Consider the following 26566-nt stretch of genomic DNA (forward strand, 5'->3'; position numbering starts at 1 on the left):
GCAAGCCGTTTTTTATGCGTGGAAACCGCCGCCAAAACTCACAGATCCGCCAGCAACAGGCCAGTCAGGTACTCGCCCTCGCCGTGACCGAGCAACACCGGATGGTCGCAGCCGGGGCCGAGATGCGCAATCAGGCGAAGAGTACGACCCGCATTGGACGCGGCAAATCGGACGGCGCGCACGAAATCGTCAGCGCGAAAATGCGTCGAGCATGAGAACGTCATGAGACGTCCGCCAGGCGACAACGCGCGCATCGCGACCGTGTTGAGCTCGACGTAAAGGCGTCCTGCGCGCTCGGCGTCGCCGCGACTGCGCGCCAACGGCGGCGGATCGAGCACGATAAGATCGAAGCGATTCGCCGTCTCGGCCATGAACTTGCCGGCTTCGCCATGTACTAGATCGACGGCACTCGCGGGATGCTTATTCAGCTCGAGATTCTGCCGCGCGACCTCGAGCGCACGCGCCGACGTGTCCACCGCGACGACCTTGCTGGCACCTCCCGCAATTGCCGCGAGCGAGAAACCACCCTGGTAGCAGAAAGCGTCGAGCACGCGCGCGCCCGACGCGATCGAGCCCGCAGTCGCGCGGTTGTCGCGCTGATCGAGAAAATAGCCGGTCTTCTGGCCGTGCTCGAAATCAATCTTGAGTTTAATTCCGTTCTCGACCGCGATGGTTTCAGTTACGGCTTCACCGGCCAGAACCGCAGTGCGATCGTCGAGGCCTTCCTGCTTTCTCACCGCACCGTGGCTTCGTTCGACGATCGAGCGTGGATGAAGCATCTCGTTCAGCGCGTTCACAATCGTATCGCGCATCCGATCCGCACCCGCGGTCAGGATTTGCACGACCAGCACGTCACCGAATCGATCGACGACGACGCCCGACAGCCCATCGCCGTCGCCGTTGATGAGTCGGTACGCATTGGTGTCGTCGCGGATGAATCGCTTTCTCAATGCGAGCGCGCTCTTCAACCGACGCGGGACCAGCTCGTCGATTGCGGGAGTCTCTCCCCACGCAAGCATCCGGATGGCGATTGTCGTCGCAGGATTGCAGTAGCCCATTCCGATCAGTGCGCCCGCCGCGTCATGCACGGCGACGAGAGCGCCGGCTTCAGGCGACGGCGGCTCAATCCGGTCGATTGCCTGCGAGAAGATCCACGGGTTGCCGCCGCGGACCGGACCTTCCCTCCCGCGCTTGAGGATCACGCGCGCTAGCGGCTCGCTCACTGCGACGGCCATGGCGGCTCGCCGTCGCGAGCGAAATTGCCGCTGCGGCCGCCGCGTTTTGCGACCAGCCGAATCGCGCCGATCTCCATCGCGCGATCTATCGCCTTGGCCATATCGTAAATCGTCAGCGCCGCCGCACTCACCGCGACCAGCGCTTCCATCTCGACGCCCGTGCGCGCCTCGGTCACAGCGCGAGCCTGGATTTGCAGCACCGAGTTGGTCTCATCAGGATTAAAATCAACTTCGACAACTTCGAGCGGGATCTGATGGCAGAGCGGAATCATCTCATGCGTCCGTTTCGCCGCCATGATTCCTGCGATTCGCGCCGCGGCTAGCGCCTCGCCCTTCTTGAGTTTCCCGCCGACGATCGCGTCCAAGGTCGCCCGCGCCATCCTGACCTCGCCGCGCGCAATCGCCTCGCGCCGTGTGACCGGCTTTTCGCCGACATCGACCATCCGGATTCGCCCGCGCGCATCAAGATGCGTCAGCCGCGCAGCGCCGGCGCGCCGCGTTGTGGTTGGTTTCTTGCCCGACATCGAAGGAGTGGTTAGAGCTTATGTTGACCGCCCGCGCATATACAATAAACTCTTGATTCTCGGTTCGACCAACATCTCAAACCACTGCGCAGACGGTTCATATGCCTGACGAAATCAATAAAGTCGTAATTCTCGGATCCGGTCCTGCCGGACTGACGGCGGCGCTCTACACTGCCCGCGCCAATCTGAGTCCGCTGCTGATCGAGGGCCACGAGCCCGGCGGCCAGCTCACTATCACCACCGAGGTCGAGAACTATCCCGGCTTCGAGCACGGCATCCAGGGCCCCGAAATGATGGACGTGTTCCGGCGCCAGGTGACGCGCTTCGGCACCCGCTTCATGAGCGGCGCGGTGACCGAGGTGCGCTTCAGCAAGCGCCCGTTCGAGTTAGTCGCGGACGACAAGGTGATCAAAGCCAAGGCCGTCATCATCGCGACCGGTGCGACAGCCAAGCTGCTCGGAATCGAATCCGAAAAGCGCCTGATGGGTTATGGCGTGAGCGCGTGCGCCACCTGCGACGGTGCGTTCTTCAAGAACAAGGACGCGATCGTGGTTGGCGGCGGCGACACTGCGATGGAGGAAGCGACCTTCCTGACCCGGTTCGTCAACAATGCCACAGTCGTCCATCGCCGCGATCAGTTGCGCGCGTCGAAGATCATGCAGGATCGGGCGCACAAGAATCCGAAGATTGGATTCATCTGGGATTCCGCGATCGAAGAAATCGTCGGCGGCCAAAAAGAGGGCGTCAGCGGCGTCAAGCTGAAAAATCTCAAGACCGGCGCAATCACCCACAGGAAAACCGACGCCGTGTTCGTCGCAATCGGCCACAATCCCAACAGTGCGCTGTTCAAGGGCCAACTCGAGATGGACGAGATCGGCTATCTCAAGGTGAAGCCGGGCTCGACCTACACCAACATCGACGGCGTATTCGCATGCGGCGACGTCGTCGACAGTGTCTATCGTCAAGCAGTCACCGCCGCGGGTACAGGATGCATGGCGGCAATCGACGCCGAACGCTGGCTCGAAGCAAAGGGCGAATAATCGTCAGTGGGGCGGGCCGCCGTGCCCGCCATCGCAGTGCAACTGGCTCAATTGCGATCAGCTTCGCTCATCGTCTGCATCTCGTTTGTAAGAGAACACGTGGTAGGAGGTGCTGTCCCAGGCGTTGTGGATGCCGATGAAGAGCAACAGCAGCGCCGCGGATCCGACGCCGAACAGGGCCTCGCGCGTGCGGGATGGAACCGCGAATGCCGATATCGCGAGTGTCGCATACGCCGCCAGCGGCAGCAGCGCATGAAATAGCCAGTCCTCGAACTCCGGTTGGTAGACATTTTGCCTCCGCATGCGCCGGGCTACCACCAGCGCGTACGCTACTCCGCAGAGGCCGATAAGGCCCCAACAGGCGGCGGCGGGAATGATCGATTGCCACGGAACCCGTAGCAGTGCCGACAAAAGCAACGCTGTGCCGAAGTGAATGATCGTGGGCGTCGCAAACGCAGCGCCAGCCTCGGCCACCCTTAATGAAGGCCTCGCAGCAACCAGCGTCATCACGACGAACTGCAATCCGATCAGCGCGCCCGCAGCCGATCCGACGATTACATAGAAGCTGTCCCATGCGGCGAGCTGTGGCATATCGTCATCTAAGCGTCAAAGAGCGCTCCCTGCCAACTGCTGTCATCGCGCTCTGCTCAGCAGCCCCTTCCAAAGCCATTCACCGCCGATGCTGACCAAGGCGGGGTCGCCAAGCTGTTATTGCTGTGATAACAGAACGGCTTATGGCGCCAATTTCATTTCCTAAAGATTTTTTGTGGGGCACCGCCAGCGCGTCCTATCAAATCGAGGGCGGATGGAACGAAGACGGCAAGGGTGAGTCCATCTGGGATCGCTTTTCGCACACGCCCGGCAAGATTAAACAGGGCGATACCGGCGACGTCGCCTGCGATTTCTACCATCGCTACGCCGACGACATCGCGCTGATGGAAAATCTTGGACTCAACGCGGCGCGAATTTCGCTTTCATGGCCGCGCATCATGCCGACCGGCAAGGGCCCGGTTAATCAGAAGGGCCTCGACTTCTACCGCCGCGTAGTTGACGAGATGCTCAAGCGCAACATCCAGCCGTGGGTGACGCTCTATCATTGGGATCTGCCGCAAACGCTCGAAGACGCCGGCGGATGGCCGAATCGCGACCTCGCCGAATATTTCCGCGACTACGCAAGCGTCGTCGCCGACGCGCTCGGCGATCGCGTGAAGCATTGGATGGCCTTCAACGAGCCGTGGATCTTCACGATCCTCGGATATCACCTGGGAATACACGCGCCGGGACGCCACGAACTGGAAAGCGCGATCAAGGCGACGCACACGGTAAATCTCGCGCAGGGCATGGCAATCAAGGCGATCCGCGAATCGAAAAATCATCCCGACGCTGTGGGAACTGCGTTCAGCATGTCTCCGGTGCATCCGGAAACCGGGTCGCTCGAGGATCGCACGGCGGCCCAGCGATGGCATCGATTCTACAACATGTGGTTCCTCGACACCGTGATGCAGGGCAAATATCCGCAAGCCTACCTGCACGGTTCGGTCGAGGATCACGTCGAGATACGCGCCGGCGACATGGACCTGATCAAGGCGCCGCTCGACTTTATCGGGATTAACCTTTACACGCGCGCTGTTGTCGCTCACGATTCGCACGACAAATACATGGGCGTCAAGCAGGTCAGACCCAAGGCTGACGAAATCACCGAGTTCGGATGGGAAGTCTATCCGCAGGCACTCTCGGAAATGATCCTGCACATCACGAAAGACTACCCCGGAATCCCGATCTATGTGACCGAGAACGGTTGTTCATACGGCGACGGGCCGGGTGCCGACGGCAAGGTCAACGACCAGCGCCGCGTCAGTTTCCTGCGCCGTTTTATCAGTGAGGTCGGAAACGCGATGAAAGCCGGCGCCGACGTGCGCGGCTACTTTCTGTGGACGTTCACCGATAACTTTGAATGGGCCGAAGGATTCCAGCAGCGCTTTGGAATTGTGCATTGCGACTTCAAGACGCAGCAAAGAATCGTGAAAGAAAGCGGCCGCTGGTATTCGCGACTCGCGCGCAACGGCGCGCTCGATTTCGACCCGGTCATCTAATGGAGCGCGCGCGGCGCGCGAACGAGGATACCGGAACCGGCTTCGCGTGTGGCGCGAAGCTGTCCGCGATCCTTCCTGCCGCTCGCGTTGCTCGCTTTGTCAGGATGACAACACGCGCTTGCGTTGCTCGCCTTGGTCACAATGACAAAAGGGCTGTGTTAGTGTCGGGAAGGCCATGAACGGCGGCGAATTCCTGATGTGGCTGCATCTGTGCGCGATGGCGTCGTACGTCGGCGCGCAGTTCGCGGTCATCTACATGCTGATTCCGGCCGCAGAGACCGCGCCCAACGAGGCTGCACGGCGCGCCAGCCTGATTGCGGGCTTCAAGTTCTACAACCCGTTCACGATCGGCGTGCTCGGAATAATTGTGATTAGCGGGGCGATGCGGCTGACGGACTTGAAAGCGTCGATGAAGTTTGACTACTTCGCGCGAATCGGCTCCGCGCTCGAACTGAAGCTGCTGTTGGCCTTCCTTCTCATCTTCATCCAGACCTACATCACGTTCGGACTGGCTTTCAGGATCGGCCGCCAGGAAGAAGTGGCCGCCCACGGCGACGGCGATCCATTCACCGTCGAACAGCTGAATTCGATGCTGCGGCGCATCCGCGCGATGGCGTGGTTCACGATCGTGCTGGCTGCGGCGGTCATCTGGGTATCTCTCACCATGGTCGCGCGAGCGGTGGACGAGCCCGTCACCGCGTCACGCATCTCCGCGCGCGCCACATCGGGTCGTGCATCTCGGGTAGTGACGCACCCGGTGGCATCTGAGATGTGGGCGACGCGCGTCATGACTTAATGCGCGAGCGCGATGAGCGAGCCGACGATGTACGCGACGGTGATGATGCCGAAGATAGCGCCCGGGATTTCGTTCAGCATGTTGTACTGGGCGAGCCGGGTCGCGGCGCTGACTTCCTCCGCCTGGTTGATCGCGATTCCTACGAACCTTGCTTCTGTGGTGGATGCGTTCATTTCAATTCCTCCCTTAAAATTCTTCGGACGACTAGGCCAATGCCACCAGTGAGCTGATGACGTATCCGAGTGTGATCAGGCCGAACACGATGCCGGGCAGTTCGCTCAGCAAGCTGTTCTGTGCGAGCCGGGTTCCTGCAGTGGCTTCCGCCTCTTCGCTGATGTTGGTGATTGCCGTGAGAGTTGCTTCGTTAGTGGTTGCGTTCATTTTCGGTCCCTCCGTATTCGTTGACTGACAGAGGGTAAAGCAAGTCGCATACCATCGAAAAAACTCTCGATTTACCAATGACTTCTCGAATATAAACTTCGCCGCAGGAAGCGGATCATTAATGAAAAGTTATAAAAATCAATGAGTTAGGTCGAATCGCAGAATGCGAGACGAGACAGGCCAATATTTGATTTTCGCAGCAAATTTCCTTTTTCGCGAAACAATACAACTGCGGACGTGCAGCTATTATGCTGCGGCGCAGACGGCGCAGGGCCTCTTTGATCCTGTTCGTCGCATCTGCGAAAGTGGGCGTTATGGCGAGTGAATTGAATCGAGAAACGCCGGAATCGAACGGCAAAGCAACCGGAGGATTGAAGCCGACGACCGCGATGCTCCTCGCCGACGCCATCGCGTCGCCCGGCGAGCATCCGCGTTTCATGCGTAGCCTGGCACTGCACTTCGCCGAGACCACGATTTTCCTGGTCGCCGTCATCGGCGCGATCGCGTTGGGACTTGGAATCACCGCCTACTTCGCCGAGCATCACTACGTGCTCGCATACCTGGTCGCGTATGCGGGCTTCCGATTTTCCGATTTGATCGTTCGCGAAGATGCCGAGGACAGCCCACCGCGCGAGGAGCTCAGCCGGCGGATAGCCGCGCAGCTTCCAATCCTCCTCGTGTTTGCAGCCGCGCCGTTCGAGCGCACCTACGCTTACGGCGGCTCGGCGCCTGCCTGGGCCAGCGCGCTTGGATTGTTACTCGAGCTGCTCGGTATGTGGCTCGCGCTGGGCGCGCGCATCCAACTCGGATTTTTTACAGCGGGTCGAACGCCCCAGCGGCCGGTGCTGGTGACGCGCGGATTTTATCGCTACCTCAGGCACCCGATTTACGCGGGCACCTTCCTGGTGACGTTCGCATGGACGATCATTTACGGCGCGCCTGTCGCGGCGATCCTGACGCTTATTATCGGAGCGATTCTCGCGCAGCGGCGGATAAAGTCGGAAGAAGCGATGCTGCGTGCGCGATTCGGCGAAGAATACGACGACTACCAAAGCGTGACGGACGCGTTGGTTCCGGTTATCTGGTAGCTTTCAGCGACTGCGCGCATCGAGCTGGCAGCGCGCATGAGAGCAGAAGTCGTTGCTATCGCCGGCGCTCACGAACTTCGCGCCGCATCCCGCGCATTTGCGAATCGATTCGCCCGGCTTCAGACGCGTCATCAGGTCTGCTTCTTCAGAAGAGTCGAAGGTCTTCGCCGTGCGCGCTTTTCGCTGTTCCGGCAAAGCACCGTCAGCAACCAGCCTGCCATTCGCACCCATCAGAGCGAGTTCGTCGGCGCGATTGTTGATCGGATCGACGCCGTGTCCGCGCACCCACTCGAATCGCACGCGCCGCAACTTTGTTTCGGCATCGAGCAGCGCCCACAAGTCCTGATTCGCGTTGCGCTTCCAATTGAGCGTCATCGACTTGACGACGTATTGGCTGTCACTGCGAAGAACTACGTCGGCGCCACGCTCGGTCGCGCGCAGGCCTTCGATTGCGCCGATCAATTCCATCCGATTGTTGGTGGTCGCGTCTTCGTGGCCGTTGAGTTCGGTCACGACGCCATCCGGATCGCGGACCACGACGCCCCATCCGCCGGGCCCGGGATTTCCGAGACACGAGCCGTCAGCGTACACGAGATATTCGCGAGAGTTGAGCGCCACGGCCGGATTCTAGCTGAGGCCGCGAGCTTTTCGCAGCCGCGTGAACCAGTCGAGGTATTGCTGCGCCGCGGCCTCCCATGAAAAATCCGATGCGAAGCAGTTCGCCATCAGTCGCCGCCACTTCGCGTGATCGTGGAACATCGTCACCATACGATTCAGCGCCGCTACCATTTCAGTGGCGTTGAACTTTTCGAACACAAAACCGTTCCCGGTCCCGCGCGCGGGGTCGAATTCGCTGACCGTGTCGCGCAGTCCTCCGGTGGCTCGGACGACGGGCGCGGTGCCGTAGCGCAGCGCGTACATTTGCGTGAGTCCGCAAGGCTCGAATCGCGAGGGCATCAGGAAGGCGTTGCTGCCGGCCTGGATTCGATGCGCGGTTGCATTGTTGAACTCGATTATCGCCCGAAGCTTTTCGGGATAACGCTTCTCCGCGTCCTTGAAAAATTTTTCGAGCTCGACGTCGCCGCTCGCGAGCATGACGAGTTGCAAATCCAGCTGCATCACAGCGTCAAGCGCGTCTCTCAGCAGGTCAACGCCTTTCTGGCCGGTCATTCGCGTGACCATCCCGACGACCGGCCAATCTTCGCGGTTCGGCAGCCCGAGCGACTCGCGCAACGCACGCGTGCATTTGCGTTTGCCGTCGGGCTTCGCGGGCGTGTAGTTCGCGGCGATTTCGCGATCGGTCGCGGGATTCCATTCGTGGTAATCGGCGCCGTTGAGGATTCCCACGAAATTTTCGCCCTTGTCGCGCAGCACTCCTTCGAGTCCAAAGCCGAGTTCCGGGTCGGTGGTAATTTCGTGCGCGTAGGTGGGACTCACGGTCGACGCGCCGTCGCACAGCACGATTGCGCCCTTCATCAAATTCAGATGGCCGTAAAATTCGAGATACGCGGGCGAAAAATATGAGGCGTCGAGATTGAGCAGCGCGAAATCCTCCCGTTTGCCGATTCCCTGGAAAGCGAGATTGTGAATCGTGAAGACCGACAGCGCTTGCTTGAACATCGGGCTGAGGCCGCCGTCGGCGCGCATCGCAATCGGCACGGCCGACGCGTGCCAATCGTGCGCGTGCGAAATGTCCGGCGCGATTATCTCCGACGATGCGATCGCGGCGGCGCGGCCAAAGAAGATGAAGCGCCGCATGTTGTCGGGATAGTCGTTGCCGTTCTCGCCGTAGATTCCGGGGCGCCTGAAAAATCCCGGGTGGTCGATCAGATACATCGGCACGCCGTGCGAATCGCTCGCCCGCAATACCGAGAAACGTTCGATGCCCGCACCGAATCGCATCGGGATGTTGCGCAAGACCGGCGCGGTCTCGACGTTCTCGATGATCGAACTGTAGCCCGGCACGATCAGCGACGGGTCCGCGCCGGCCTCTTTTAATGCGCCAGGCAACGAGCCGATCACGTCAGCGAGGCCGCCGGCTTTTGCGTAGGGCGCGGCTTCAGCCGCAACGATCACTATCTTCACGGGGTCGAAATTCTGGAGTCTGATCCCTTGCCCGTTACTTTACGGGAAAGGTTAGGTGAGGGTTCTGGGCACATCGACGAGGCGAAGAAGGATCGGGATTCTTCGCTGTGCTTTAGAATGACACAAAAAAGGACTACACAAAAAAGAGAGCCAGCTGGGTTTGGTGGAATGATCCAGCACCCTCACCTACCGGCCGCGATGCGGCCGGCCTCCTCTCCCGTAAAGTCCGCCCTCACCCGCTCCTTCGGCGCGGCCTCTCCCGCAACTAAGCGGGCGAGGCGGGTACGAGGTGGCGCGGAACGCAACACCCTAACTCGGGCGAGGTAAGAGTCGGAGCGACTGCCTGCCTAGTTCAGGACGGTTCGCTCGGTTCGGGCTGTTGCGGGCGTTGGGGCTACGGCTTCGGCGCCCGGCTTTACCGCGTCGCCGTCGCGCAGGGCGTGGCGGATGACCTCATCGACGGTGTCGACGAAAATCATCTCGAGCTCTTTGCGGACTTCGGGCTGGATGTCTTCGAGGTCGCGCTCGTTGCGCCGCGGCAGAATGATGGTCTTGATGCCGGCGCGCCTTGCGGCGAGCACCTTCTCCTTGATTCCGCCGACCGGCAGCACCTTGCCGCGCAACGTTATCTCGCCGGTCATCGCAACGTCCGACCGCACCGGCCGGCCGCTGAGCAATGACGCCAGCGACGCAGCGATCGTCACGCCACCGGACGGCCCGTCTTTCGGGATCGCACCGGCAGGGACGTGAACGTGGATGTCGGACTTATCGTAGAAGTCCGGCGCGATTCCGAGCGCTGCCGCATGGCTGCGCACGTAAGACAGCGCCGCCTGCGCCGATTCCTTCATCACGTCGCCGAGCGAGCCGGTAAGGTTGAGACCCTTCTGCCCCGTCATCCGAGTGCTCTCGATGAACATTATCTCGCCGCCGTTGGGCGTCCACGCCAGTCCGGTCGCAACCCCCGGCTCCTGCGTGCGTTCCGCGACTTCCGAGAAGAAGCGCGGCGCGCCAAGATACTTCTGCACGTCGTCTCCGGTGACGACCGCCGGCGCGGTTTCGCCTTCGGTGACCGAACGCGCGATTTTGCGGCAGACGCGCGCTATCTCGCGCTCGAGATTTCTTAGCCCGGCCTCGCGCGTGTAGCTGTGAATTATCTCGCGCAGCGCGTCTTCCGAAAATTCGATCTTCTGATCGCCGAGTCCGTTCTCATTGAGTTGCTTGGGAATCAGGTGGCGCTGCACGATTTGCAGCTTCTCTTCCTCGGTGTATCCCGGCAGCTCGAGCACTTCCATCCTGTCCCGCAGCGCGTGCGGCACCGGATCGAGCATATTGGCGGTGGTCAGGAACAGCACTTTCGAAAGATCGAACGGCACGTCGAGGTAGTGATCGGCGAAGGTGTTGTTCTGCTCGGGATCGAGCACCTCGAGCAGCGCCGATGCCGGGTCGCCGCGGAAGTCCATGCCGAGCTTGTCGACTTCGTCGAGAATGAACAGCGGGTTGTTCGAGCCCGCATTGCGCAGCCCCTGGATTATTCGCCCCGGCAACGATCCGATGTAAGTGCGGCGATGCCCGCGAATCTCGGCCTCGTCGCGGATGCCGCCGAGCGACAGCCGCACGAATTTGCGCCCGAGCGCTCGCGCAATCGACTTGCCGAGCGAAGTCTTGCCGGTGCCCGGAGGCCCGACGAAGCACAGGATCGGTCCCTTGGTGTCGTTCTTGAGCTTGCGCACCGCGAGAAACTCGAGGATGCGTTCTTTGATTTTTTCGAGGTCGTAATGGTCCTCGTCGAGCACCTGGCGCGCGTGCCGAATGTCGAGGTTGTCCTCGGTCGAAACGCCCCACGGGAGACTCACCAGCCAGTCGAGGTAGGTGCGCACGACGGTGTGTTCTGCCGACTCCGGCGGGATCATCTTGAGGCGCTCGAGTTCCTTGTCGGCGACTTTGCGCGCCTCGGGCGACATCTTCGCCTCTTCGATCTTCTTTTCGATTTCTTCGACTTCGGATGAGCGCGCGTCGCCTTCGCCCAGCTCTTTCTGAATCGCCTTAAGCTGCTGGCGCAGATAGTACTCGCGCTGATTTTTGTTGAGCTCGGTCTGCACCTGCGACTGGATCTTGTGCCCGAGTTCGAGCATCTCGATCTCGCGCCCCAGAATCGCAATCAGCTTTTCCAGCCGCCCGCGAACGTCGAGCGTCGCCAGCAGATCCTGCGCCTCTTCGATTGGTATTTTCAGGTAGGAGGCGACCATGTCGGCGAGCCGGCTGGCCTCCTTCACCTGCATCGCCATCACCTGCAATTCATCGGGCAGGTACGGCACCAGAGAAACGAACTTGGAAAACTGACTTACCAGGTGCGCATGCAGCGCGTCGATTTCCTTGTCGGACGAAACCGGCTCGACCAGCCGCTTGACGTGCGCGAGAAAGTACGGCTCGCGCTGAGTAAACTGCCCCAGCTCGATGCGCGCGAGACCCTGCACCAGCACGCGCACGCTCTGATCGGGATAGCGCAACATCTTGACGATGCTCACGGCGGTGCCGCTTTGGAACAAGCCCTCGGGCGTGGGCTGCTCGTCTTCCGGATTTTTCTGGGCCGCGAGCGCGATGACCTTGTTGGTCTGGCCGCACTCTTCGATCAGCTTCAGCGACGACGGCCGCGAAACCAGGAACGGATGTATCTGACTTGGAAAAATCACGATGCCGCGCAAGGGCAGCACCGGCAGGATATCGGGTATCTCGACCTTGCTCAGGTCTTCTTCAATCTCGAAACGTTTTTCCCCTTTGGGTTTATCTGCCATAGATCAATCGAACCTCGTAAGGAGGGACCCCGCCGCGAACGCCGCTTCCCCGCAACCCGGATTTCACCGTAATATACGGTTGTGATGCAGACAAGGTTACCTCTTGTGTAAAAAGCTAATCACGGTGATCGGTTTGCGCTACCAACGGAAAAACGTTGCCTAATATTGGATTTGATAAGTTATTCAGCGAGGAAGAAGCCAATGAGCTGATTCCCAGGCTGGAAATTTTAATGCGCCAGCTTCAAATGCAGGCGACGTCGTTGCGCGCGCGAATCGAGGAGCTGTCGGTCGACGATCCTTCGATTGTGCACTCCGCGATGAGCGAAATTGTGGGGCGCTATCCGGAGCTGCGGTCGTTCGCGACCAACATGGCCGAGGCAGCCGCGCAAATCGAATCCTTCGGATGCATCCTCAAGGACATCGACCTCGGCCTGATCGACTTCCCGTACGACGCCGGCGACGACATCGTTTTCCTCTGCTGGCAGTTCGGTGAGTCGAGGGTCGTCGCATGGCACAGCGTCGATAGTGGATTCTCCGAGCGTCAGCCGCTGCCCGGCGCGCCCAACAGATACCTCAACTGATCGCCACTCCCTTATTACTGAAAAAGATGATCATAGTTTTGACTATTTACCTGGCCGCACTCGGATGTTGGCTTGGAGGAATCGTCTTCTTCTCATTCTTCACCGCGCCCGCGGTGTTCACGGTTCTGCCGCGAGCCGAGGCCGGCCAGCTGATCAGCACGATCTTCCCGCGCTACTACATGCTCGGTTACATCGTGGGGACGATCAGCTTGGTACTCGCGATCTACTTCACCGCAGTGCGGGGCCCGCGGATTTGGTGGGGCGGCACGACGGTCGCGATCGCGATCGCGCTCGGAATCACCTTCTATGCGGGCACGGTCATCCTCCCGCGCGCCGACGCTATTCGCACCGTTAACGAAGATCCAAATCCCGACCTCGTCAAAAAAGCTGAGTTCGATAAACTGCATCGCGAGTCGGTAATTCTCAACGGCACTGTGCTGTTGTTGAACATCGCCGCTGTCGTCGGCACTTCGGGAGCATTGATTCCGCGTGGCTGAGCATCGTTACAAAGCGATCGTAATAGATCTGTTCGACACGCTCGTCACCTGGAATCCGGAAGGACTGCCGCTGATGCAGTTTCGCGGGCGCGAGATTCGCAGCACGACTCCCCTGCTCTACTCGACGCTGGAAACCGCGCTGGGCAAGGACTTCGACCGCGAGAAATTCTCGGAGGCGCACGCGTCGGTTTACAGCGACATATTCTCTGAGCGGGCCAGGGCCGACGCGGTCGAGATAACCTGCCTCGAGCGGTTCGCACGCACGCTCAAGATTCTCGAGGTCGACGAAAGCATCGCAGTGCCGCTGGCCGAGGATCTGCGCCGAATCCACATGGCCCGCGTGCGTGAGGTCACCAAGGCGCCGCCCGCGCGCATCGCAGCGATGAAGAAAATCGCAGAGCATCATCGCCTCGGCCTCATCTCCAATTTCGACGATTCCGAAACCGGCCACCAAATCATGCGTGATACCGGTATTCGCGAGCTCTTCACCGCAGTGATCATCTCGGCCGACACCGGTTATCGAAAACCCAATCCGCTCATCTTCAAAAAACTTCTCAACGCGATGCGTCTCGAGCCTGCCGACATCCTGTTCGTCGGCGACACTCCGCTCGACGACGTGCTCGGCAGCAAAGGCGTCGGGATGCATTCCGCGTGGATTCGCACGCGCAATCGCGAGCTGCCCGAAAAAATCCCCGCGCCCGACATCATTATCCAGGACCTCGCAGAACTCCCGGCCGCGCTCGGCCTGTAGGAGCAATTCCGCCGGTGCCGGTTTCACCGAAGAGAACGAAACGGCAACAAGTGGTCGCGGTCATCGGCGGGGCTGACGCTCCCGCCGCTGTCTGCAAGCTCGCGTTCGAGCTGGGCCGCGAGATCGCTCGCCACGACGCCATCTTGCTGAACGGCGGGCGAACGGGCGTGATGGAATCCGCGGCGGCCGGCGCGCGCAAGCAAGGTGGGCATACGATCGGGATACTGCCTGGCTACGATCGCAGCGCTGCGAACCGGCATGTCGAGTTCGTGATTGCCACCGGCATCGGCGAGGCGCGCAACGCCGTGATTGTCGCCAGCGCAGACGCGATAATTGCGCTGGCGGGCGAGGGCGGCACGCTGGCCGAGATCGGCTTCGCGAAAAAATTCGGCAAACCGATCGTCGCGCTCGATTCGTGGGCCGAAATCGACGGCCTGAATCGCGCGGACACCCCAGCTGACGCGGTTGCACTCGCGCTCAAGCTGGCGAAATCAAATTCACGACGGAGAAATTGAATGGCCGCTCAGGATCGAAGCTCCTCTATCCAGGCACTTGAACGCGCGCCGTTCGCCGCGATGCTCGGGCTCAAGATCGAATCGGCTGCCAACGGCTCCGCAACAGTCCGGATGCCGTTTGATCCGCGCATTCTCAATGAGGGTGGTCCCGGCGCGCCGATTCACGGTGGTGCTATCGCTGCGCTCGCCGACGTGGCTGCATGCGCCGCCGTTTGGAGCCTCGCCGAGACGACGCGCACCGCAACCATCTCACTCACAGTTAACTACACCGGCTTCGCCGTGAATTCCGATCTGATCGCCCGCGCGCGCGTGAAGCGCACCGGCAAGCGCATCGCAAGTCTCACGGTCGAGATAGCAGACGCCTCCGACGCGGTAATCGCCGACGCGCTGGTAACGTACAAAATCGCGTAGGAGGAGGCAGGGGAAACCGGAGCTTTTCCTAACCCTCGTTCGGTCTTTGTGTCATTCTAGAGCGAAGCGAAGAATCCCGGTCTTTTCCTACGATTCAGCGGCCAAATCTAGCCACAACGGGTTTTCTTGTTCGATCAGTGCAATCTTCTTCGGTCGCAGCAATCCTTTGATCTGTTTCTCGGCGGCGATTGCCGCGCCGATGTCATTGGTCTCCTGAAAATAATTTAGCCGATCAATCTTGTAGCGTTTTGTGAAGCCGGGTACAGCGCCGCTCTTGTGTTCATGCACCCGCCGCTCGAGGTCATTCGTCACTCCCGTATAGAGTGTTCGCGACGGACTGCTCATTATATAAACGTAGTAGCTCTTGCTGTTCGATGTTTTGCGCACGCAGCTTCCGGATCCGGGATTCTTCGCTTCGCTCTAGAATGACACAAAGACCGAGCAACAGATAAAAAGATTTTCTTTTCTTAATGCTGCATTCGGGGATCATCCCTGCTGAAACGCGCGGCGTGTTTCATTACAATTGAATTTCTCAAAAGAAGGGGGCGGGGGTAACCGAATATGTTTTTTCGGATTCGATTCGACTGCAGATGTATACTCGCCGTGGTCGCGATGCTCGCGGCTGCGCTATTGCTCACGTTGGCTCCTGCGGCCATCGCGCAGAACGCCGTTCCCGACGCCATGCCCACCGGCACCGAGACCGTGCTGTATTCCTTCGGCGCCGGCCCTACCGCCGGCAAGTGCAAAATTACCGACGGCGCCGACCCCCTGGGATCGCTGACCTACGTCCCCGCTACCGGGCTGCTCTTCGGCCAAACCTCGACGACCACTTCGGGCGGTAACGGTGACGGCACGGTTTTTCAGATAATGCCCGGCGGCTCCGCCTACATAGTCGATCACTTCTTCACCGGCGCGAAGACCGACGGCAACGATCCGCGCCACGACGCGATGACGCTGCTCGGCACTGTCCTCTACGGCACCACGCTCACGGGTGGCACGCATGCCAACGGCACCATCTTCAGCATCAACGACGACGGCACCGGCTATTCGACGCCGCCGGTTTATAACTTCGCCAAGAGCGCCCAGAACAGCACCGGCAATCAGCCGACCAGTTCCAGCTTTGTCGTCGTGGGCAGCGTGCTCTATGGCATGACCTCCCAGGGCGGCAAGCACGGCGGCACGACCGGCGACGGCACCATCTACTCCTTCGATACCGCGACCAGCACCTACACACAGCTATATTCCTTCGGCGGCGGGGATGGAGCTGATCCGCATGGCGCGCTGACTCTCGATCCCGACGGCAAGACGTTCTACGGGATGACGCGATCCGGCGGCGGTCACGATGTCGGCGTGATCTTCTCGCTCACCTCGGTGAAGTGCAGCACGGGCAAGTGCAAATACAAATACAAGGTCCTCCACGATTTCGCCTGCCCCGGTAACAGCACGCCCACGTGCATCGACGCCAACGACGGCGCGACTCCCGACCATGGCACGCTGGTGCAAGTCGGCTCGGCCGCCGTAGCAAAGCCTCCCTCGGTTCTCTATGGCTTGACCACCTACGGCGGCAAGTACGGCAACGGCATACTCTTCTCGATGCGCACCGACGGCTCGCACTTCACGATCCTGCAGAGCTTCGGCGATCCGGGCACCAATGATGGCATTAATCCCTACGGCTCGTTGCTGCTCAACGGCACCACGCTTTACGGCACCACCCAGTTGGGCGGCAGCAAGGGCAACGGGACCGTCTTTCAAATCAATACCGACGGGACAGGCTACGATCGAATTTACGACTTCCAGCCCGCGCCCGACGGCGCCAAGCCGATCGACAACGTCATCTTGGTGGACAACACGCTTTACGGGATGACCGAAGTGGGCGGGCAATGCGGCAACGGCACGATCTTCGCCCTCGTGCCTCCTGCTCTCTGAGCTATGCGCATGTCCTTGACGCTGGACATAATCTGCCGCGCCGCTGAGCCGCACGGACTCAACCTGGTCGCGGCCCTTCCCGTCGCGCGCTACGACAACACCGTTAAGGAGATTTCGCGCGCCTCTGCGATCGATCCGCTCACCCGCTCGATCGTCGTAATCGGCAACGGCGGCGGCGCGTTATGGAACGCGCTCAAATCCCACGCCGCGCGCAACTCGGGATGGTGGGATCGCGAAAATCCGCTCGACGATTTCACTCGCGACGTGGTCGAGCGCGACGTCGCCGCCCCGCTGCGAGCTTCGGGCCTGCGATGCACGACAGTTTACCCCTTCATGAGCAGCGGCCGCACTCTCAGCTTCATCGAGCTGGGCAAAGTCGCGGGCATCGCCGGACCGAGCATCCTCGGCGTCACTGTGCATCCTGTATATGGACCATGGATCGCATTTCGCGCCGCGCTCCTGATCGACGAAGAGCTCGATTCACCGGGTGAGGCGCTCGGCTTCGACCCGTGCCCTCGATGCACCGCGCGTACCTGCATTCCCGCCTGCCCGGCCGGAGCAGTTAGCATAGAGTCGGGATGGGACATCCCCAAATGCCTGACCCATCGCGTCGAAGTCGAGCCGGATTGCACCCCGCGATGCCACGCGCGCGCCGGATGCGTCATCGGCCCCGAGCATCGCTATCCAGACGACGAGCTCGCCTACCATCAGATGCGCGCGCTGCGCTCGATGCGCCCGTACTACGAGGCGCACATCAAACCCAAAGCCTCTTAAGACTTATTGAGAATCCTGATCAAATTCTCGGTGTAAGCGACCAGGTCATTGCAGCTCGCACACACGACCCGCTGAACTTCTCCCGCTTCGATATAAATCAACATGGTCTTCGCGCCGCATTTCGAACAGGTCAAAACGTCGTCCGCTTTCGCTTTATCCATCGAAAGACCCGATTTTCCGAATTTGCGCAACTGTCAGGGAATCTAGCATGGCCGATATATGTCGTGCCGAACGGCGTTAGGGCGTCGATTTCTTAGGCCGATAAGGCAAAAATGACAAACTTGAAAATTAGGCCAGCAAATACGCGTCGCCGCATTGACAGTCGCGCGAGTGTACCCTAGCCTTGCCGGTTTGGTATATTATTTAAGTTAGCTGACTGGGCAGAATCCGCTTTCCTCGACCTTCCGAAAACCGAGTTTTTACGCATGTTTGACACGCTCAGCGATCGCCTCGAAGGAGTCTTCAAGAAACTCAAGGGCCAAGGCCGGATCACCGAGCGCAATATCGAGGATGCGCTCCGCGAAGTCCGCCTCGCGTTGCTCGAGGCCGACGTCAATATCAAGGTCGTCCGCGACTTTATCGAGCACGTCAAGAATAAGGCGCTCGGCGCGGAAGTTCTCCGATCGCTCTCGCCCGAACAGCATCTGATCAAGTTCGTCGCGACCGAGCTGCAGAACGCGATGGGCGGCACGGCGCGCGAGCTCGACCTGAAGGTCAAGCCGCCGGTCAAAATCATGGTGGTCGGCCTGCAGGGCTCAGGCAAAACGACGTCCATCGCCAAACTTGCACGATGGCTCAAATCGGAGCGCAAGCGTCATCCGATTCTGGCGTCCACCGACGTTTATCGCCCGGCCGCGATGGAGCAGCTTCGAGTGCTCGGCGCGCAGGCGCAAATCCCGGTCCTCGATAGTGACGAGAAGCAGGATCCGATCGAGATCGCATCGCGCGCGATGGCCCGAGCCGAAACCGGTGGGCATGACGCGATACTGATTGATACCGCCGGCCGCCTTCAGATCGACGAAGAGTTGATGGACGAGCTGGCGCGGCTGAAGGCGGCGCTCAACCCGCATCACATCATATTTGTTGCTGATGCGATGACCGGGCAGGAAGCCGCGAACGTGGCGGCGGGATTCCATGAGCGGCTGGGAATTTCAGGCGTCATTCTGACCAAGCTCGACTCTGATGCTCGCGGCGGCGCGGCGCTGTCAGTGCGCACAATCACTGGCGCGCCGATTCTGTTCGCTGCGACCGGCGAGAAGCTCGACGCGTTCGAAATTTTTTATCCCGACCGGCTCACGTCGCGAATCCTCGGGATGGGCGATGTGCTGACGCTGATCGAAAAGGCGCAGCAGAATTACGATCAGACCAAGGCCAAGGAGCTCGAGCGCAAGTTCAAGAAGAACGAGTTCACCATCACGGATTTCGCCGAGCAGATTAAGGCGATAAAAAAGATGGGATCGCTGGGCGAGCTGATGGGCATGATTCCGGGGCTCAAGAAGCTCGCGGGCGCGGCCGATTCCGAAGACGCCAAGCTCGAGCTCGGGCGCATCCAGGCGATTATCGACTCGATGACCTTGCAGGAGCGCGGTAATCATCTGATTATCAACGGGCGCCGCCGTGCGCGAATCGCAGGCGGCAGCGGAACTTCGGTCCAGGATGTGAATCGCTTCCTCAAACAGTTCGAGCAAACGCGCAAAATGATGAAGAAAATCACCCGCATGGGTGCGGGAAAAATGATGATGCGCGGACTGGGGCTCGGCGGCTAGAATAAGATTTAGGTAACAGGAGAACTGAATGGGACTTGTAATCCGATTGCGCCGGCATGGCGCACGAAAGAAACCTTTTTACCGCATCGTGGTGGCGGACTCGCGATCGCCCCGCGACGGACGCTTCGTCGCCCAGGTCGGGACCTACGATCCGGCTTTCGATCCGCCGCGCGTCACGATAAAAAAGGAAGTGGCCGACCAGTGGCTGAAGGCTGGCGCAAAGCCCAGCGACACGGTAAGAAAGCTTATTAAACGGGCCGAAACAGCAACGGTCTCCGCCTGATGCGACCCGCTGCAACGGAGCCAGCCTATGAAGGAGCTCGTCGTATTCCTCGCACAACAACTTGTTAACGACGCTAACGCGGTGGACGTGAAGGAGACCCAGGGCGATACCGCCTCGGTACTTGAACTGCGGGTCGCGAAGGAAGATTTGGGACGCGTCATCGGCAAACAGGGGCGGACCGCAAAGTCGATCCGCACGATCCTGAACGCAGTCGCATCGCGCACCAATCGTAAGGTCGTCCTCGAGATTGTCGAGGACCGGTGATCGCGCGGAAGTCCGTCTGCGCGATGATCCGATTCACTCTCCAGCGTCGATGCTGCGCGTCGGCCGCATAAGCGGCGCCCACGGATTGAAGGGCGCGCTGCGATTCCGTCCCGACAACCCCGATTCCGACATATTGCAACAGGTCAAGCGGATTTTCCTGGAACGTTCCGGAGAATCACGCGAGTTCCGCCTTACTGGAGTGACGCCGCTCAACCAGACCACCGATCGAATCACGCTCGAGGGCATCGCGGACATCGACGCGGCCGAGGCGCTCAAGGGCGCGATCGTGATGCTCGCAAATGAAGACGTCCCCCCCGCCAAGCCGGGCGAGTTCTACTATTACGAAGCGATTGGATGCGAGGTTTTTCTGACAGACGGCACTCGCCTCGGCGCAATCGAGGAAGTTTTCTCCAACGGCGCACAGGACATCTGGGTGGTGCGCGACAGCGAGCGCGAAGTGCTGGTCCCGGTCATTGAAGACGTCGTCAAGTCGATGGACCTCGCGGGGCGGCGCATTACGATCGAGCCGATTCCCGGCCTGCTCGACTGAATGTCTGATCCCTTTTTCCAAGTGGAAAGGTGGAGCCGGATCGTCACCTTATGGCTCCGCGACCGGCTCCCGGATAGGCTTGAACTGCTGCGATGGAATTTCACGTCATCACCCTGTTCCCCGAGATGTTCGAGTCGCCGTTTCGCGGCGGCATGATCGGACGCGCGGTCGATCAAGGACTGATCGCAATCAAGGCACATCCGCTGCGCGAGCATGGCCTCGGAAACTATCGGCAAGTCGATGACGCTCCATACGGCGGCGGCAGTGGGATGGTGATGCGGCCCGAACCGATCGCCGCCGCTATCGACGCGGTCGACGCGCAGCATCCTGGGCTGTGGCGCATCCTGATGACGCCGCAAGGAGAAGTGTTCGACAACTCGATGGCGCGCGACCTCGCCAAGCGCCCGCCAGGCCTGATGATCATCGCGGGCCGCTACGAAGGAATCGACGAGCGCGTGCGCTCGCTGGTCGATCAGGAAATCTCAATCGGCGACTACGTCCTTAGCGGCGGCGAAATCCCCGCGATGGCGGTGATCGAGGCGGTTGGCAGGATGATTCCGGGCGTGCTTGGCAATCCCGCGTCGCTCGACGAAGAGTCGTTCGCCGCCGGGATGCTCGAGTATCCGCAATATACGCGGCCTGAAGAGTTTCGCGGGATGACGGTGCCGGAGATCCTGCTCAGCGGCGACCACGGCAAGATTCGCGCATGGCGAGAGGCCGAAGCAAAGCGGCGCACCGCGCGGCGGCGTCCCGACCTGCTCGAGCGCCGCAAGTTTTGAAATGTGTCCGACCTCTTCGTAGCGCTGATTCACCACCCGGTCGTCAATCGCAACGGGGAGATCGTAACGTCGGCGATCACCAGCCTCGACATTCACGACATCGCGCGCGCCTCGCGAACCTACGACGTGCTGGCTACGTTCATCGTTCATCCGATTCCCGAGCAGCGAAAATTCGCCGCGAGCGTGATCGATCACTGGCGCTTCGACTTCGGCCGCGCGCACGATTCGCGCCGTCGCGAGGCACTCGAGCGCGTGCAGATCGTCCCGGAGCTCGACGACGCGATCGCCGAGGCCTCGCGAATTTCCGGCAGGCGGCCGCTAATCGTACACACCTCCGCCCGCACCGAAGGCGGCACCAGTTACGCCGATTTGCGCGCGCGCCTAGAGGCTCCAGACGCCCCGCCGATGATGATCCTGCTAGGGACAGGATTCGGAATGTCCCCCGAGGTCGCACAACGCGCCGACATCATACTCGCGCCGATAATCGGCCCCGGCGACTACAATCATCTGTCAGTTCGCTCCGCCGCCGGAATTATTTTAGACCGCCTCCGCGGCAAGTAATTCCCATCCTCTCTCTATCAGGCGGGACCTTTGCACAACTCGGTGCGGCGCTCTTCCCCTCTCCCGCTGGGAGAGGATTCAAGGTGAGGGACCTTGTTCAGCGCGCATTGTTCGCGCGCGATTCAAGATTTCGCTTCTGCTCCGAAAGCACGCGGGGGCCAATACAAATCGGTCCTGGGCAAAGGGTCTTGCATAACGCCGAGCCGGGACCAAAATCTTGAAGATGAGCACAACCATCTCGGGACAGGCCAAAATCGGCCCGTTGAATCCGCCGACGCAACAACGCTATATCTCAATCAGGATTTGGCGGGGGTAGCGGGTCTTGAACCCGCGACATCTCGGTTAACAGCCGAGTGCTCTCAACCCCTGAGCTATACCCCCGCCGATCTATTCACCCTCGTTAAATGCACTTTTGGTGGGAAGTTCACTGACGGGCTTCTCACCGCGCGCGATTTTGTTGAATGTCTCCCAATACGCGCGCAGCTCTCTCCAAATAACGTGATCCTCGTCTATTGTCGTCCGATGATATTCTCCATTGTCCCAGTACATTCTCCAGACCACATCAGTCTCTCGAATCAGCTTCCAGAGGATTTGCTCATGGTGATTCAAGAGTTCGGGCCGATAGAGTGCCAGTTTGACGAAACGGTCTGGTTCGAATACGTCCCACAATTCATTCGCATCTTTCAGGGAATGCATCTTCGTTGGGTCGCTATCCTTAAGGATCATCATTCCAAGCGAGTTGGAGATTGCGTCTTCGATGAACGCCGACAGCGTTCTCCGTTGAATTCGTGCCGCCAAGTCAGCGAGATAACGGAGTCGCGGCTCCAGTCGAACCGTGACGCTGTCGGTTCTTCGACCAACCGTACCGCCAAAACTTTTGCTTTCCCATGGGTCCATTGGACTACCTACGTACAACGCGCTTTCTGGGCACTACCTGTTAAGTTCTTGTGGATTCTGGCCAGAAATAGCCGTGTAATGCAAGACGCTGCAAGACAGTACGTCCAAATACAGTCGATATCCGGCAGTAGCAATCATGTATTACATGCGCGGCGTTAACGATAAATGGCTAAAAACATTAAGATTTTTGATGACAGGCGAATGAATGTCGAACCGGCTGCCGCGTATCTTGGCCTGTCGATAAAGACGCTGGCAATAAAGCGGATGCGACGGAACAGGAACCAAAATTTATCAAATTGGGCGCGGACTTGGATGACTGGCTGCCGGTCGCTGCGCGTAACGAGCACGGAGGAACTCAAGCACAGCAAAACCTTGGATGGTCACGTCCGTAATTGTATATACAATTACGGAAGACAGGTCGGAGTTACTAACCGGATAACGCCTCAAAAATCAGACGGCTGTCACCAAAAAGATGCGTTACGAGCGGCTATTGGGGCAAAGCCCCCGTCGGGAGAGGGGAAGAGCGCAGCACCAAGTCATTCCGATCGCGCGCGCAGCTTCGCGATGAAGCGGCGCATGTGCGGATCGCCCGAATGGAATCTCGTCAAATTCGAACCACCTGGACGCAGTGAAACTCGCCGCGATCGAATTAATACTCGCTAAGGTGCTCTGACGCTGAGAACAAGAATCGCGAACGCTGCAATCAGCCCGCACGTTCGCCACCAATGGTACTGATCCCAGCGATCCTCCTGCTTTTGCCAGTCTTCAGGAAGGGATTCCGGCGTCCATTTTATGATCCTGTTGTTGATGGGCACCGGACCGACGAGCGAAAACACGACCGCCAAGGCCTGGATTGCGAAAGCGACCGCAGCTAAGCGCCATGCGGAATCGTTCAAATGCTCGAAGGGTAGCAACAATAGAAGATTCAGCAGCGCGGAGCCGGCCATCCAGAACGGCATCACACGGCCGAACAATGCCGCCAACGATGCGCGCATCCGGACGTGTACTTCGAGTGGCTGCCGGTTGAGCATCGGATGCGCGAACGCCGCCACGTTTAATTCACTGCCGCACATCAGTCCAAGCGCTAGTACGGCGAGAAGGTGAAGGGTCATGGAGACAGACTCCAGTGGGTTGGTTGTTTTGCCCCGGAGCCAGCCGGATCGCCAAATCGTCGCACCCATTGAGTGCGCGCCCGCATTTGGATAAATTTACTGGCTCGACTCGAGGTCTTTTTTCCCATGAACACCGTTATCCAGAAGCTCGAAGAGCGGGGCCTGCGCAAGGACCTGCCTGAATTCCGCGTCGGCGACTCGGTTCGCGTTCACGTCAAAGTCGTCGAAGGCGAGAAGGAGCGCATCCAGTCGTTCGAAGGCATCGTGATCAAAATAAATCGCGGCGCCAACCGCGCGACCTTCACCGTGCGCAAGGTTTCGTACGGCGTCGGGGTCGAGCGAATATTCCCGATGCATTCGCCGCGAATCGACAAGCTGCAAGTGCTCACGCGAAACCGCGTACGCCGCGCCCGCCTCTACTATCTGCGCGGACTGTCGGGCAAAGCGGCCAGGCTCGACGTCGCGACCTGAGCGACGAGTCAGTCTTTCGATTATCTGTCGATAGCGTCTGGCGTCAGATCGACGAGTTGCGACATGCGTACGTTGCCGTCGAGGTAGGCGCCTTCGGACACCGTCAGACTGCGCGCCTCGATATTACCGAAGACCTTGGCATGCGGTCCAAGCACCACGCGATCGCATCCGACGAGGTCGCCGTGTAGTTCACCCATTATGAGCAGTCGCGGCGCAGAGACCTTGCCCTCGATCATTCCTTCTTCGCCGACGACGACCAACTCGACCGAGCGAACCTCGCCGCGGAAGCGGCCCTCGATTCTGACCGCTTCGTGAAAGATCAGTTTGCCTGAGACATTGACGTTGCGGCCGACTGCCACGCGCGTTCGCGATTCGGCCCACGCCGCGCCTGCATCCTGCGGTATCTCTCTTGATTCCATGCGGTACTACGGGGCCGGGAATACGTGACACGCTACCGCGTGGCCACCGCGCCCGGTCTCCAATTTGGGTTCGACATTTGCACAGACATCTTTCGCATAAGGACATCGCGGATGGAAGGCGCAGCCGGGGGGAGGATTCATCGGACTCGGCATTTCGCCGGGAAGTTTGATGCGCTCGGGCTTGTGCGCGGTGTCGATTGTCGGAATGGCTGACAGGAGTGCGCGCGTGTAGGGATGCCGCGGGTTCAAATAGATCTCATCGCGCGACGCGATTTCGACAATCTTGCCGAGGTACATGATGGCTACGCGATTGCTGATGTGTTCTACCACCCGCAAGTCATGCGCGATAAACAGGTAGGTTAGCTTCAGCTTCTCCTGCAGGTCCTGCAGCAGGTTGATTATCTGCGCCTGGATCGAAACGTCGAGTGCGGAGACCGGCTCGTCGAGGACCAGGAAGCGCGGGTTCACCGCGAGCGCCCGCGCGATTCCGATTCGCTGGCGCTGTCCGCCCGAGAACTCGTGCGGCAAACGATCCATCGCATCGGCGCTCATCCCGACCATCGCGAGCAGCTCCGCGATGCGCCGTTCCTTTTCCGCGCCGCGCGCGAGTTTGTGGATCTCGATTCCCTCGCCGACGATCGAGCGCACGCGCATCCGCGGATTCAACGACGCGTACGGATCCTGGAACACCAGCTGCATCTGCTGGCGCAGCGTGCGAAGCTCGGCGCGGCCAAGCGTCGAGAGATCGCGGCCGTCGAAATATACGGCGCCGTGGGTCGGCTCGAGCAGTTTCAGAATCAGCCGCCCAAGCGTCGATTTGCCTGAGCCGGATTCTCCGACCAGGCCCAACGTTTCGCCGGCCTGAATTTCGAGGTCGACGCCCGCCACCGCTTTTATCGAAAGTTTTGTTCCACCGACAATTCCGGTCGATCCCGCCGGAAATTCCTTGCTGAGATTCACGACGCGAACCAGCGCCGACGAAGCACTTCCGGCGGACGCGATGGGACTAGGCGCGGATGCAGGCGACATAGTGGTTGGGAGCCTTGTTTTCGAGCGGTGGATCGACCTCGGAGCATTTAGGAATTGCGCGGGGGCATCGCGGATGGAATCTACAACCGGCCGGCGGATTCAACGAGCTCGGAATCGAACCAGGGATCGCCTGCAAGCGATGGTGCCGGCTGCCGTCGATGCCGGGAATCGACTCGAGCAATCCGCGCGTGTACGGATTGAGCGGATTTCGGAAAAGCTCGGCGCTCGGCGCCTGCTCCATCACGCGCGCGGCGTAGAGGATCGTCACGTCGTCGGCATACTCGGAAACAATTCCGAGATCGTGCGTCACGAGAATCACGGCGAGGCCGAGGCGCACCTGCAACTCGCGAATTAGATCGAGAATTTGCGCCTGAATCGTAACGTCGAGCGCGGTGGTCGGCTCGTCGGCGATGAGCAGGCGCGGATTGCACGACAGCGCCATCGCAATCATCACGCGCTGGCGCATCCCGCCGGACAGTTGATGCGGATAGTCGTCGATGCGCCGCTCGGGGTCGGCAATCCCGACCATACGGAGCGCCTCTATAGTGCGATTGCGGGTCTCGGCGCGATTGGTGTGCTGATGCAGGCGGACGGCCTCGCCGATCTGGCTGCCGATAGTGAAGACCGGGTTCAGCGAGGTCATCGGCTCCTGGAAGATCATCGCGATCCGCGCGCCGCGGACGTGGCGCATCTCGGGTTCGCTGAGCTTCAGCAGATCCTGATCTTCGAAAATTACTTCGCCGCCGACAATTCGCGCCGACTCGGGCAGCAGCCGCATGATCGAAAGCACGCTCGCGGTCTTGCCCGATCCCGACTCGCCGACGATTCCCAAAAGCTTCCCCGGCGCGACAGAAAAACTAACACCGTCAACCGCGCGCACCTCTCCCGCGTCCGTGAAGAACGAGGTGCGCAACGATTTAACTTCGAGGAGGGGTTTCACGTGAGT

At 60.0% G+C, this 26566-nt stretch carries 32 protein-coding genes, 1 tRNA gene and 1 pseudogene; 18 read left to right on the plus strand and 16 right to left on the minus strand.

Going from position 1 to position 26566, the window contains the following annotated elements; all coding sequences use genetic code 11:
• Positions 1 to 38: 38 nt before the first annotated feature.
• Together WB650_RS08920 and moaC are read right to left on the minus strand one after the other, a co-directional pair.
• Entirely contained in the window at positions 39 to 1235 is a 1197-nt protein-coding gene (locus WB650_RS08920; RefSeq protein ID WP_423960201.1) for a class I SAM-dependent rRNA methyltransferase, read from the minus strand.
• On the minus strand, positions 1220 to 1759 hold the full coding sequence (gene moaC / locus WB650_RS08925) for a cyclic pyranopterin monophosphate synthase MoaC (protein WP_422304018.1): 540 nt from the start codon (positions 1757 to 1759) through the stop codon (positions 1220 to 1222). The genes WB650_RS08920 and moaC overlap by 16 nt, the downstream gene beginning before the upstream one ends.
• 101 nt (positions 1760 to 1860) lie before the next feature.
• Here moaC and trxB point away from each other — a divergent pair, with 101 nt between their 5' ends.
• Positions 1861 to 2799, plus strand: coding sequence for a thioredoxin-disulfide reductase (gene trxB, locus WB650_RS08930; protein ID WP_422304019.1), 939 nt, complete (start codon positions 1861 to 1863; stop codon positions 2797 to 2799).
• Between the two features lie 57 nt (positions 2800 to 2856).
• Here trxB and WB650_RS08935 read toward each other — a convergent pair whose 3' ends face one another.
• Entirely contained in the window at positions 2857 to 3390 is a 534-nt protein-coding gene (locus tag WB650_RS08935) for a hypothetical protein (RefSeq protein WP_422304020.1), read from the minus strand.
• 143 nt (positions 3391 to 3533) lie between these two features.
• Between WB650_RS08935 and WB650_RS08940 the strand changes: the two genes are divergently transcribed.
• Together WB650_RS08940 and WB650_RS08945 are read left to right on the plus strand one after the other, a co-directional pair.
• Positions 3534 to 4892, plus strand: a complete 1359-nt coding sequence (locus WB650_RS08940; protein WP_422304021.1) for a GH1 family beta-glucosidase — start codon at positions 3534 to 3536, stop codon at positions 4890 to 4892.
• 175 nt (positions 4893 to 5067) lie between these two features.
• Positions 5068 to 5688, plus strand: coding sequence for a hypothetical protein (locus WB650_RS08945; protein WP_422304022.1), 621 nt, complete (start codon positions 5068 to 5070; stop codon positions 5686 to 5688).
• Here the strand turns inward: WB650_RS08945 and WB650_RS08950 are convergent.
• Positions 5685 to 5861: a hypothetical protein gene (locus WB650_RS08950; protein WP_422304023.1), complete on the minus strand. Its 177-nt coding sequence runs from the start codon at positions 5859 to 5861 to the stop codon at positions 5685 to 5687. The genes WB650_RS08945 and WB650_RS08950 overlap by 4 nt on opposite strands.
• A gap of 31 nt (positions 5862 to 5892) precedes the next feature.
• The gene (locus WB650_RS08955; protein ID WP_422304024.1) at positions 5893 to 6069 is read right to left on the minus strand and encodes a hypothetical protein; all 177 of its coding nucleotides are present in this window, start codon (positions 6067 to 6069) and stop codon (positions 5893 to 5895) included.
• 314 nt (positions 6070 to 6383) lie between these two features.
• On the opposite strand from WB650_RS08955, the gene WB650_RS08960 reads away from it, so the two are divergent.
• Complete coding sequence (locus tag WB650_RS08960; protein ID WP_422304025.1) at positions 6384 to 7157, plus strand: methyltransferase family protein; 774 nt, start codon at positions 6384 to 6386, stop codon at positions 7155 to 7157.
• Between the two features lie 219 nt (positions 7158 to 7376).
• On the opposite strand, the pseudogene WB650_RS08965 reads toward WB650_RS08960, so the two are convergent.
• From WB650_RS08965 to lon, 3 genes and pseudogenes are all read right to left on the minus strand, one after another.
• Positions 7377 to 7748 (minus strand): annotated as a pseudogene (locus WB650_RS08965) (ribonuclease H family protein); the annotation flags it as partial.
• 36 nt (positions 7749 to 7784) lie between these two features.
• Positions 7785 to 9242: a glycogen synthase GlgA gene (gene glgA / locus WB650_RS08970; RefSeq protein ID WP_422304026.1), complete on the minus strand. Its 1458-nt coding sequence runs from the start codon at positions 9240 to 9242 to the stop codon at positions 7785 to 7787.
• Between the two features lie 347 nt (positions 9243 to 9589).
• Positions 9590 to 12034, minus strand: a complete 2445-nt coding sequence (lon, locus tag WB650_RS08975) for an endopeptidase La (RefSeq protein WP_423960205.1) — start codon at positions 12032 to 12034, stop codon at positions 9590 to 9592.
• A 155-nt stretch (positions 12035 to 12189) separates the two neighbouring features.
• Here lon and WB650_RS08980 point away from each other — a divergent pair, with 155 nt between their 5' ends.
• Genes WB650_RS08980 through WB650_RS09000 form a run of 5 tightly spaced genes read left to right on the plus strand, consistent with a single transcriptional unit; the run spans position 12190 to position 14789 of the window.
• Positions 12190 to 12615, plus strand: coding sequence for a DUF2203 domain-containing protein (locus WB650_RS08980; RefSeq protein WP_422302647.1), 426 nt, complete (start codon positions 12190 to 12192; stop codon positions 12613 to 12615).
• A 26-nt stretch (positions 12616 to 12641) separates the two neighbouring features.
• On the plus strand, positions 12642 to 13112 hold the full coding sequence (locus WB650_RS08985; RefSeq protein ID WP_422302646.1) for a DUF4149 domain-containing protein: 471 nt from the start codon (positions 12642 to 12644) through the stop codon (positions 13110 to 13112).
• Complete coding sequence (locus tag WB650_RS08990) at positions 13105 to 13863, plus strand: HAD family hydrolase (protein ID WP_422302644.1); 759 nt, start codon at positions 13105 to 13107, stop codon at positions 13861 to 13863. Before WB650_RS08985 ends, WB650_RS08990 begins: the two co-directional genes overlap by 8 nt.
• 14 nt (positions 13864 to 13877) lie before the next feature.
• Positions 13878 to 14378 carry a TIGR00725 family protein gene (locus tag WB650_RS08995; RefSeq protein WP_422302642.1) on the plus strand — a complete coding sequence of 167 codons (501 nt, stop codon included), beginning with the start codon at positions 13878 to 13880 and terminating at the stop codon, positions 14376 to 14378.
• Positions 14379 to 14789 carry a PaaI family thioesterase gene (locus tag WB650_RS09000; protein WP_423960207.1) on the plus strand — a complete coding sequence of 137 codons (411 nt, stop codon included), beginning with the start codon at positions 14379 to 14381 and terminating at the stop codon, positions 14787 to 14789.
• 87 nt (positions 14790 to 14876) lie between these two features.
• Here the strand turns inward: WB650_RS09000 and WB650_RS09005 are convergent, their stop codons facing one another.
• Positions 14877 to 15176 carry a GIY-YIG nuclease family protein gene (locus WB650_RS09005; RefSeq protein ID WP_422306619.1) on the minus strand — a complete coding sequence of 100 codons (300 nt, stop codon included), beginning with the start codon at positions 15174 to 15176 and terminating at the stop codon, positions 14877 to 14879.
• Positions 15177 to 15350: 174 nt separating this feature from the next.
• Here WB650_RS09005 and WB650_RS09010 point away from each other — a divergent pair, with 174 nt between their 5' ends.
• Positions 15351 to 16715, plus strand: a complete 1365-nt coding sequence (locus WB650_RS09010) for a choice-of-anchor tandem repeat GloVer-containing protein (protein ID WP_422306617.1) — start codon at positions 15351 to 15353, stop codon at positions 16713 to 16715.
• Positions 16716 to 16724: 9 nt separating this feature from the next.
• Positions 16725 to 17489 carry a hypothetical protein gene (locus WB650_RS09015; RefSeq protein WP_423960210.1) on the plus strand — a complete coding sequence of 255 codons (765 nt, stop codon included), beginning with the start codon at positions 16725 to 16727 and terminating at the stop codon, positions 17487 to 17489.
• On the opposite strand, the gene WB650_RS09020 is transcribed toward WB650_RS09015, so the two are convergent.
• Complete coding sequence (locus WB650_RS09020) at positions 17486 to 17650, minus strand: hypothetical protein (protein WP_422306613.1); 165 nt, start codon at positions 17648 to 17650, stop codon at positions 17486 to 17488. The genes WB650_RS09015 and WB650_RS09020 overlap by 4 nt on opposite strands.
• A 264-nt stretch (positions 17651 to 17914) precedes the next feature.
• Between WB650_RS09020 and ffh the strand changes: the two genes are divergently transcribed.
• From ffh to WB650_RS09050, 6 genes are all read left to right on the plus strand, one after another.
• Positions 17915 to 19255: a signal recognition particle protein gene (gene ffh / locus WB650_RS09025; protein ID WP_422306611.1), complete on the plus strand. Its 1341-nt coding sequence runs from the start codon at positions 17915 to 17917 to the stop codon at positions 19253 to 19255.
• Between the two features lie 28 nt (positions 19256 to 19283).
• Positions 19284 to 19538, plus strand: a complete 255-nt coding sequence (gene rpsP, locus WB650_RS09030) for a 30S ribosomal protein S16 (protein WP_422306609.1) — start codon at positions 19284 to 19286, stop codon at positions 19536 to 19538.
• A 27-nt stretch (positions 19539 to 19565) separates the two neighbouring features.
• Entirely contained in the window at positions 19566 to 19802 is a 237-nt protein-coding gene (locus WB650_RS09035; RefSeq protein WP_331583736.1) for a KH domain-containing protein, read from the plus strand.
• The gene (rimM, locus tag WB650_RS09040; protein ID WP_422306607.1) at positions 19786 to 20352 is read left to right on the plus strand and encodes a ribosome maturation factor RimM; all 567 of its coding nucleotides are present in this window, start codon (positions 19786 to 19788) and stop codon (positions 20350 to 20352) included. The genes WB650_RS09035 and rimM overlap by 17 nt, the downstream gene beginning before the upstream one ends.
• Positions 20353 to 20444: 92 nt before the next feature.
• Entirely contained in the window at positions 20445 to 21131 is a 687-nt protein-coding gene (gene trmD, locus WB650_RS09045) for a tRNA (guanosine(37)-N1)-methyltransferase TrmD (RefSeq protein ID WP_422306605.1), read from the plus strand.
• 3 nt (positions 21132 to 21134) lie between these two features.
• Complete coding sequence (locus tag WB650_RS09050; protein ID WP_422306603.1) at positions 21135 to 21692, plus strand: RNA methyltransferase; 558 nt, start codon at positions 21135 to 21137, stop codon at positions 21690 to 21692.
• A gap of 304 nt (positions 21693 to 21996) precedes the next feature.
• Here WB650_RS09050 and WB650_RS09055 read toward each other — a convergent pair.
• From WB650_RS09055 to WB650_RS09065, 3 genes are all read right to left on the minus strand, one after another.
• Positions 21997 to 22073, minus strand: a tRNA-Asn gene (locus WB650_RS09055).
• Positions 22074 to 22079: 6 nt separating this feature from the next.
• On the minus strand, positions 22080 to 22589 hold the full coding sequence (locus WB650_RS09060) for a hypothetical protein (protein WP_422306601.1): 510 nt from the start codon (positions 22587 to 22589) through the stop codon (positions 22080 to 22082).
• A gap of 659 nt (positions 22590 to 23248) precedes the next feature.
• Positions 23249 to 23770, minus strand: coding sequence for an anthrone oxygenase family protein (locus tag WB650_RS09065; RefSeq protein ID WP_423960214.1), 522 nt, complete (start codon positions 23768 to 23770; stop codon positions 23249 to 23251).
• Positions 23771 to 23827: 57 nt separating this feature from the next.
• On the opposite strand from WB650_RS09065, the gene rplS reads away from it, so the two are divergent.
• A complete protein-coding gene (rplS, locus tag WB650_RS09070) occupies positions 23828 to 24172 on the plus strand; it encodes a 50S ribosomal protein L19 (RefSeq protein ID WP_422306597.1) in 345 nt (114 codons plus the stop codon).
• A gap of 20 nt (positions 24173 to 24192) precedes the next feature.
• Here rplS and WB650_RS09075 read toward each other — a convergent pair whose 3' ends face one another.
• Genes WB650_RS09075 through WB650_RS09085 form a run of 3 tightly spaced genes read right to left on the minus strand, consistent with a single transcriptional unit; the run spans position 24193 to position 26560 of the window.
• The gene (locus WB650_RS09075) at positions 24193 to 24591 is read right to left on the minus strand and encodes a bactofilin family protein (RefSeq protein ID WP_422306595.1); all 399 of its coding nucleotides are present in this window, start codon (positions 24589 to 24591) and stop codon (positions 24193 to 24195) included.
• A 6-nt stretch (positions 24592 to 24597) separates the two neighbouring features.
• Positions 24598 to 25620 carry an ABC transporter ATP-binding protein gene (locus WB650_RS09080; protein WP_422306593.1) on the minus strand — a complete coding sequence of 341 codons (1023 nt, stop codon included), beginning with the start codon at positions 25618 to 25620 and terminating at the stop codon, positions 24598 to 24600.
• Positions 25598 to 26560 (minus strand): ABC transporter ATP-binding protein, encoded by a 963-nt coding sequence (locus tag WB650_RS09085; RefSeq protein ID WP_422306591.1) that lies wholly within the window; start codon positions 26558 to 26560, stop codon positions 25598 to 25600. The genes WB650_RS09080 and WB650_RS09085 overlap by 23 nt, the downstream gene beginning before the upstream one ends.
• Between the last annotated feature and the right edge of the window lie 6 nt (positions 26561 to 26566).

Origin of the sequence: Binatus sp. (SeqCode) (assembly GCF_049584895.1) — a bacterium.
GTDB lineage: Bacteria > Desulfobacterota > Binatia > Binatales > Binataceae > Binatus.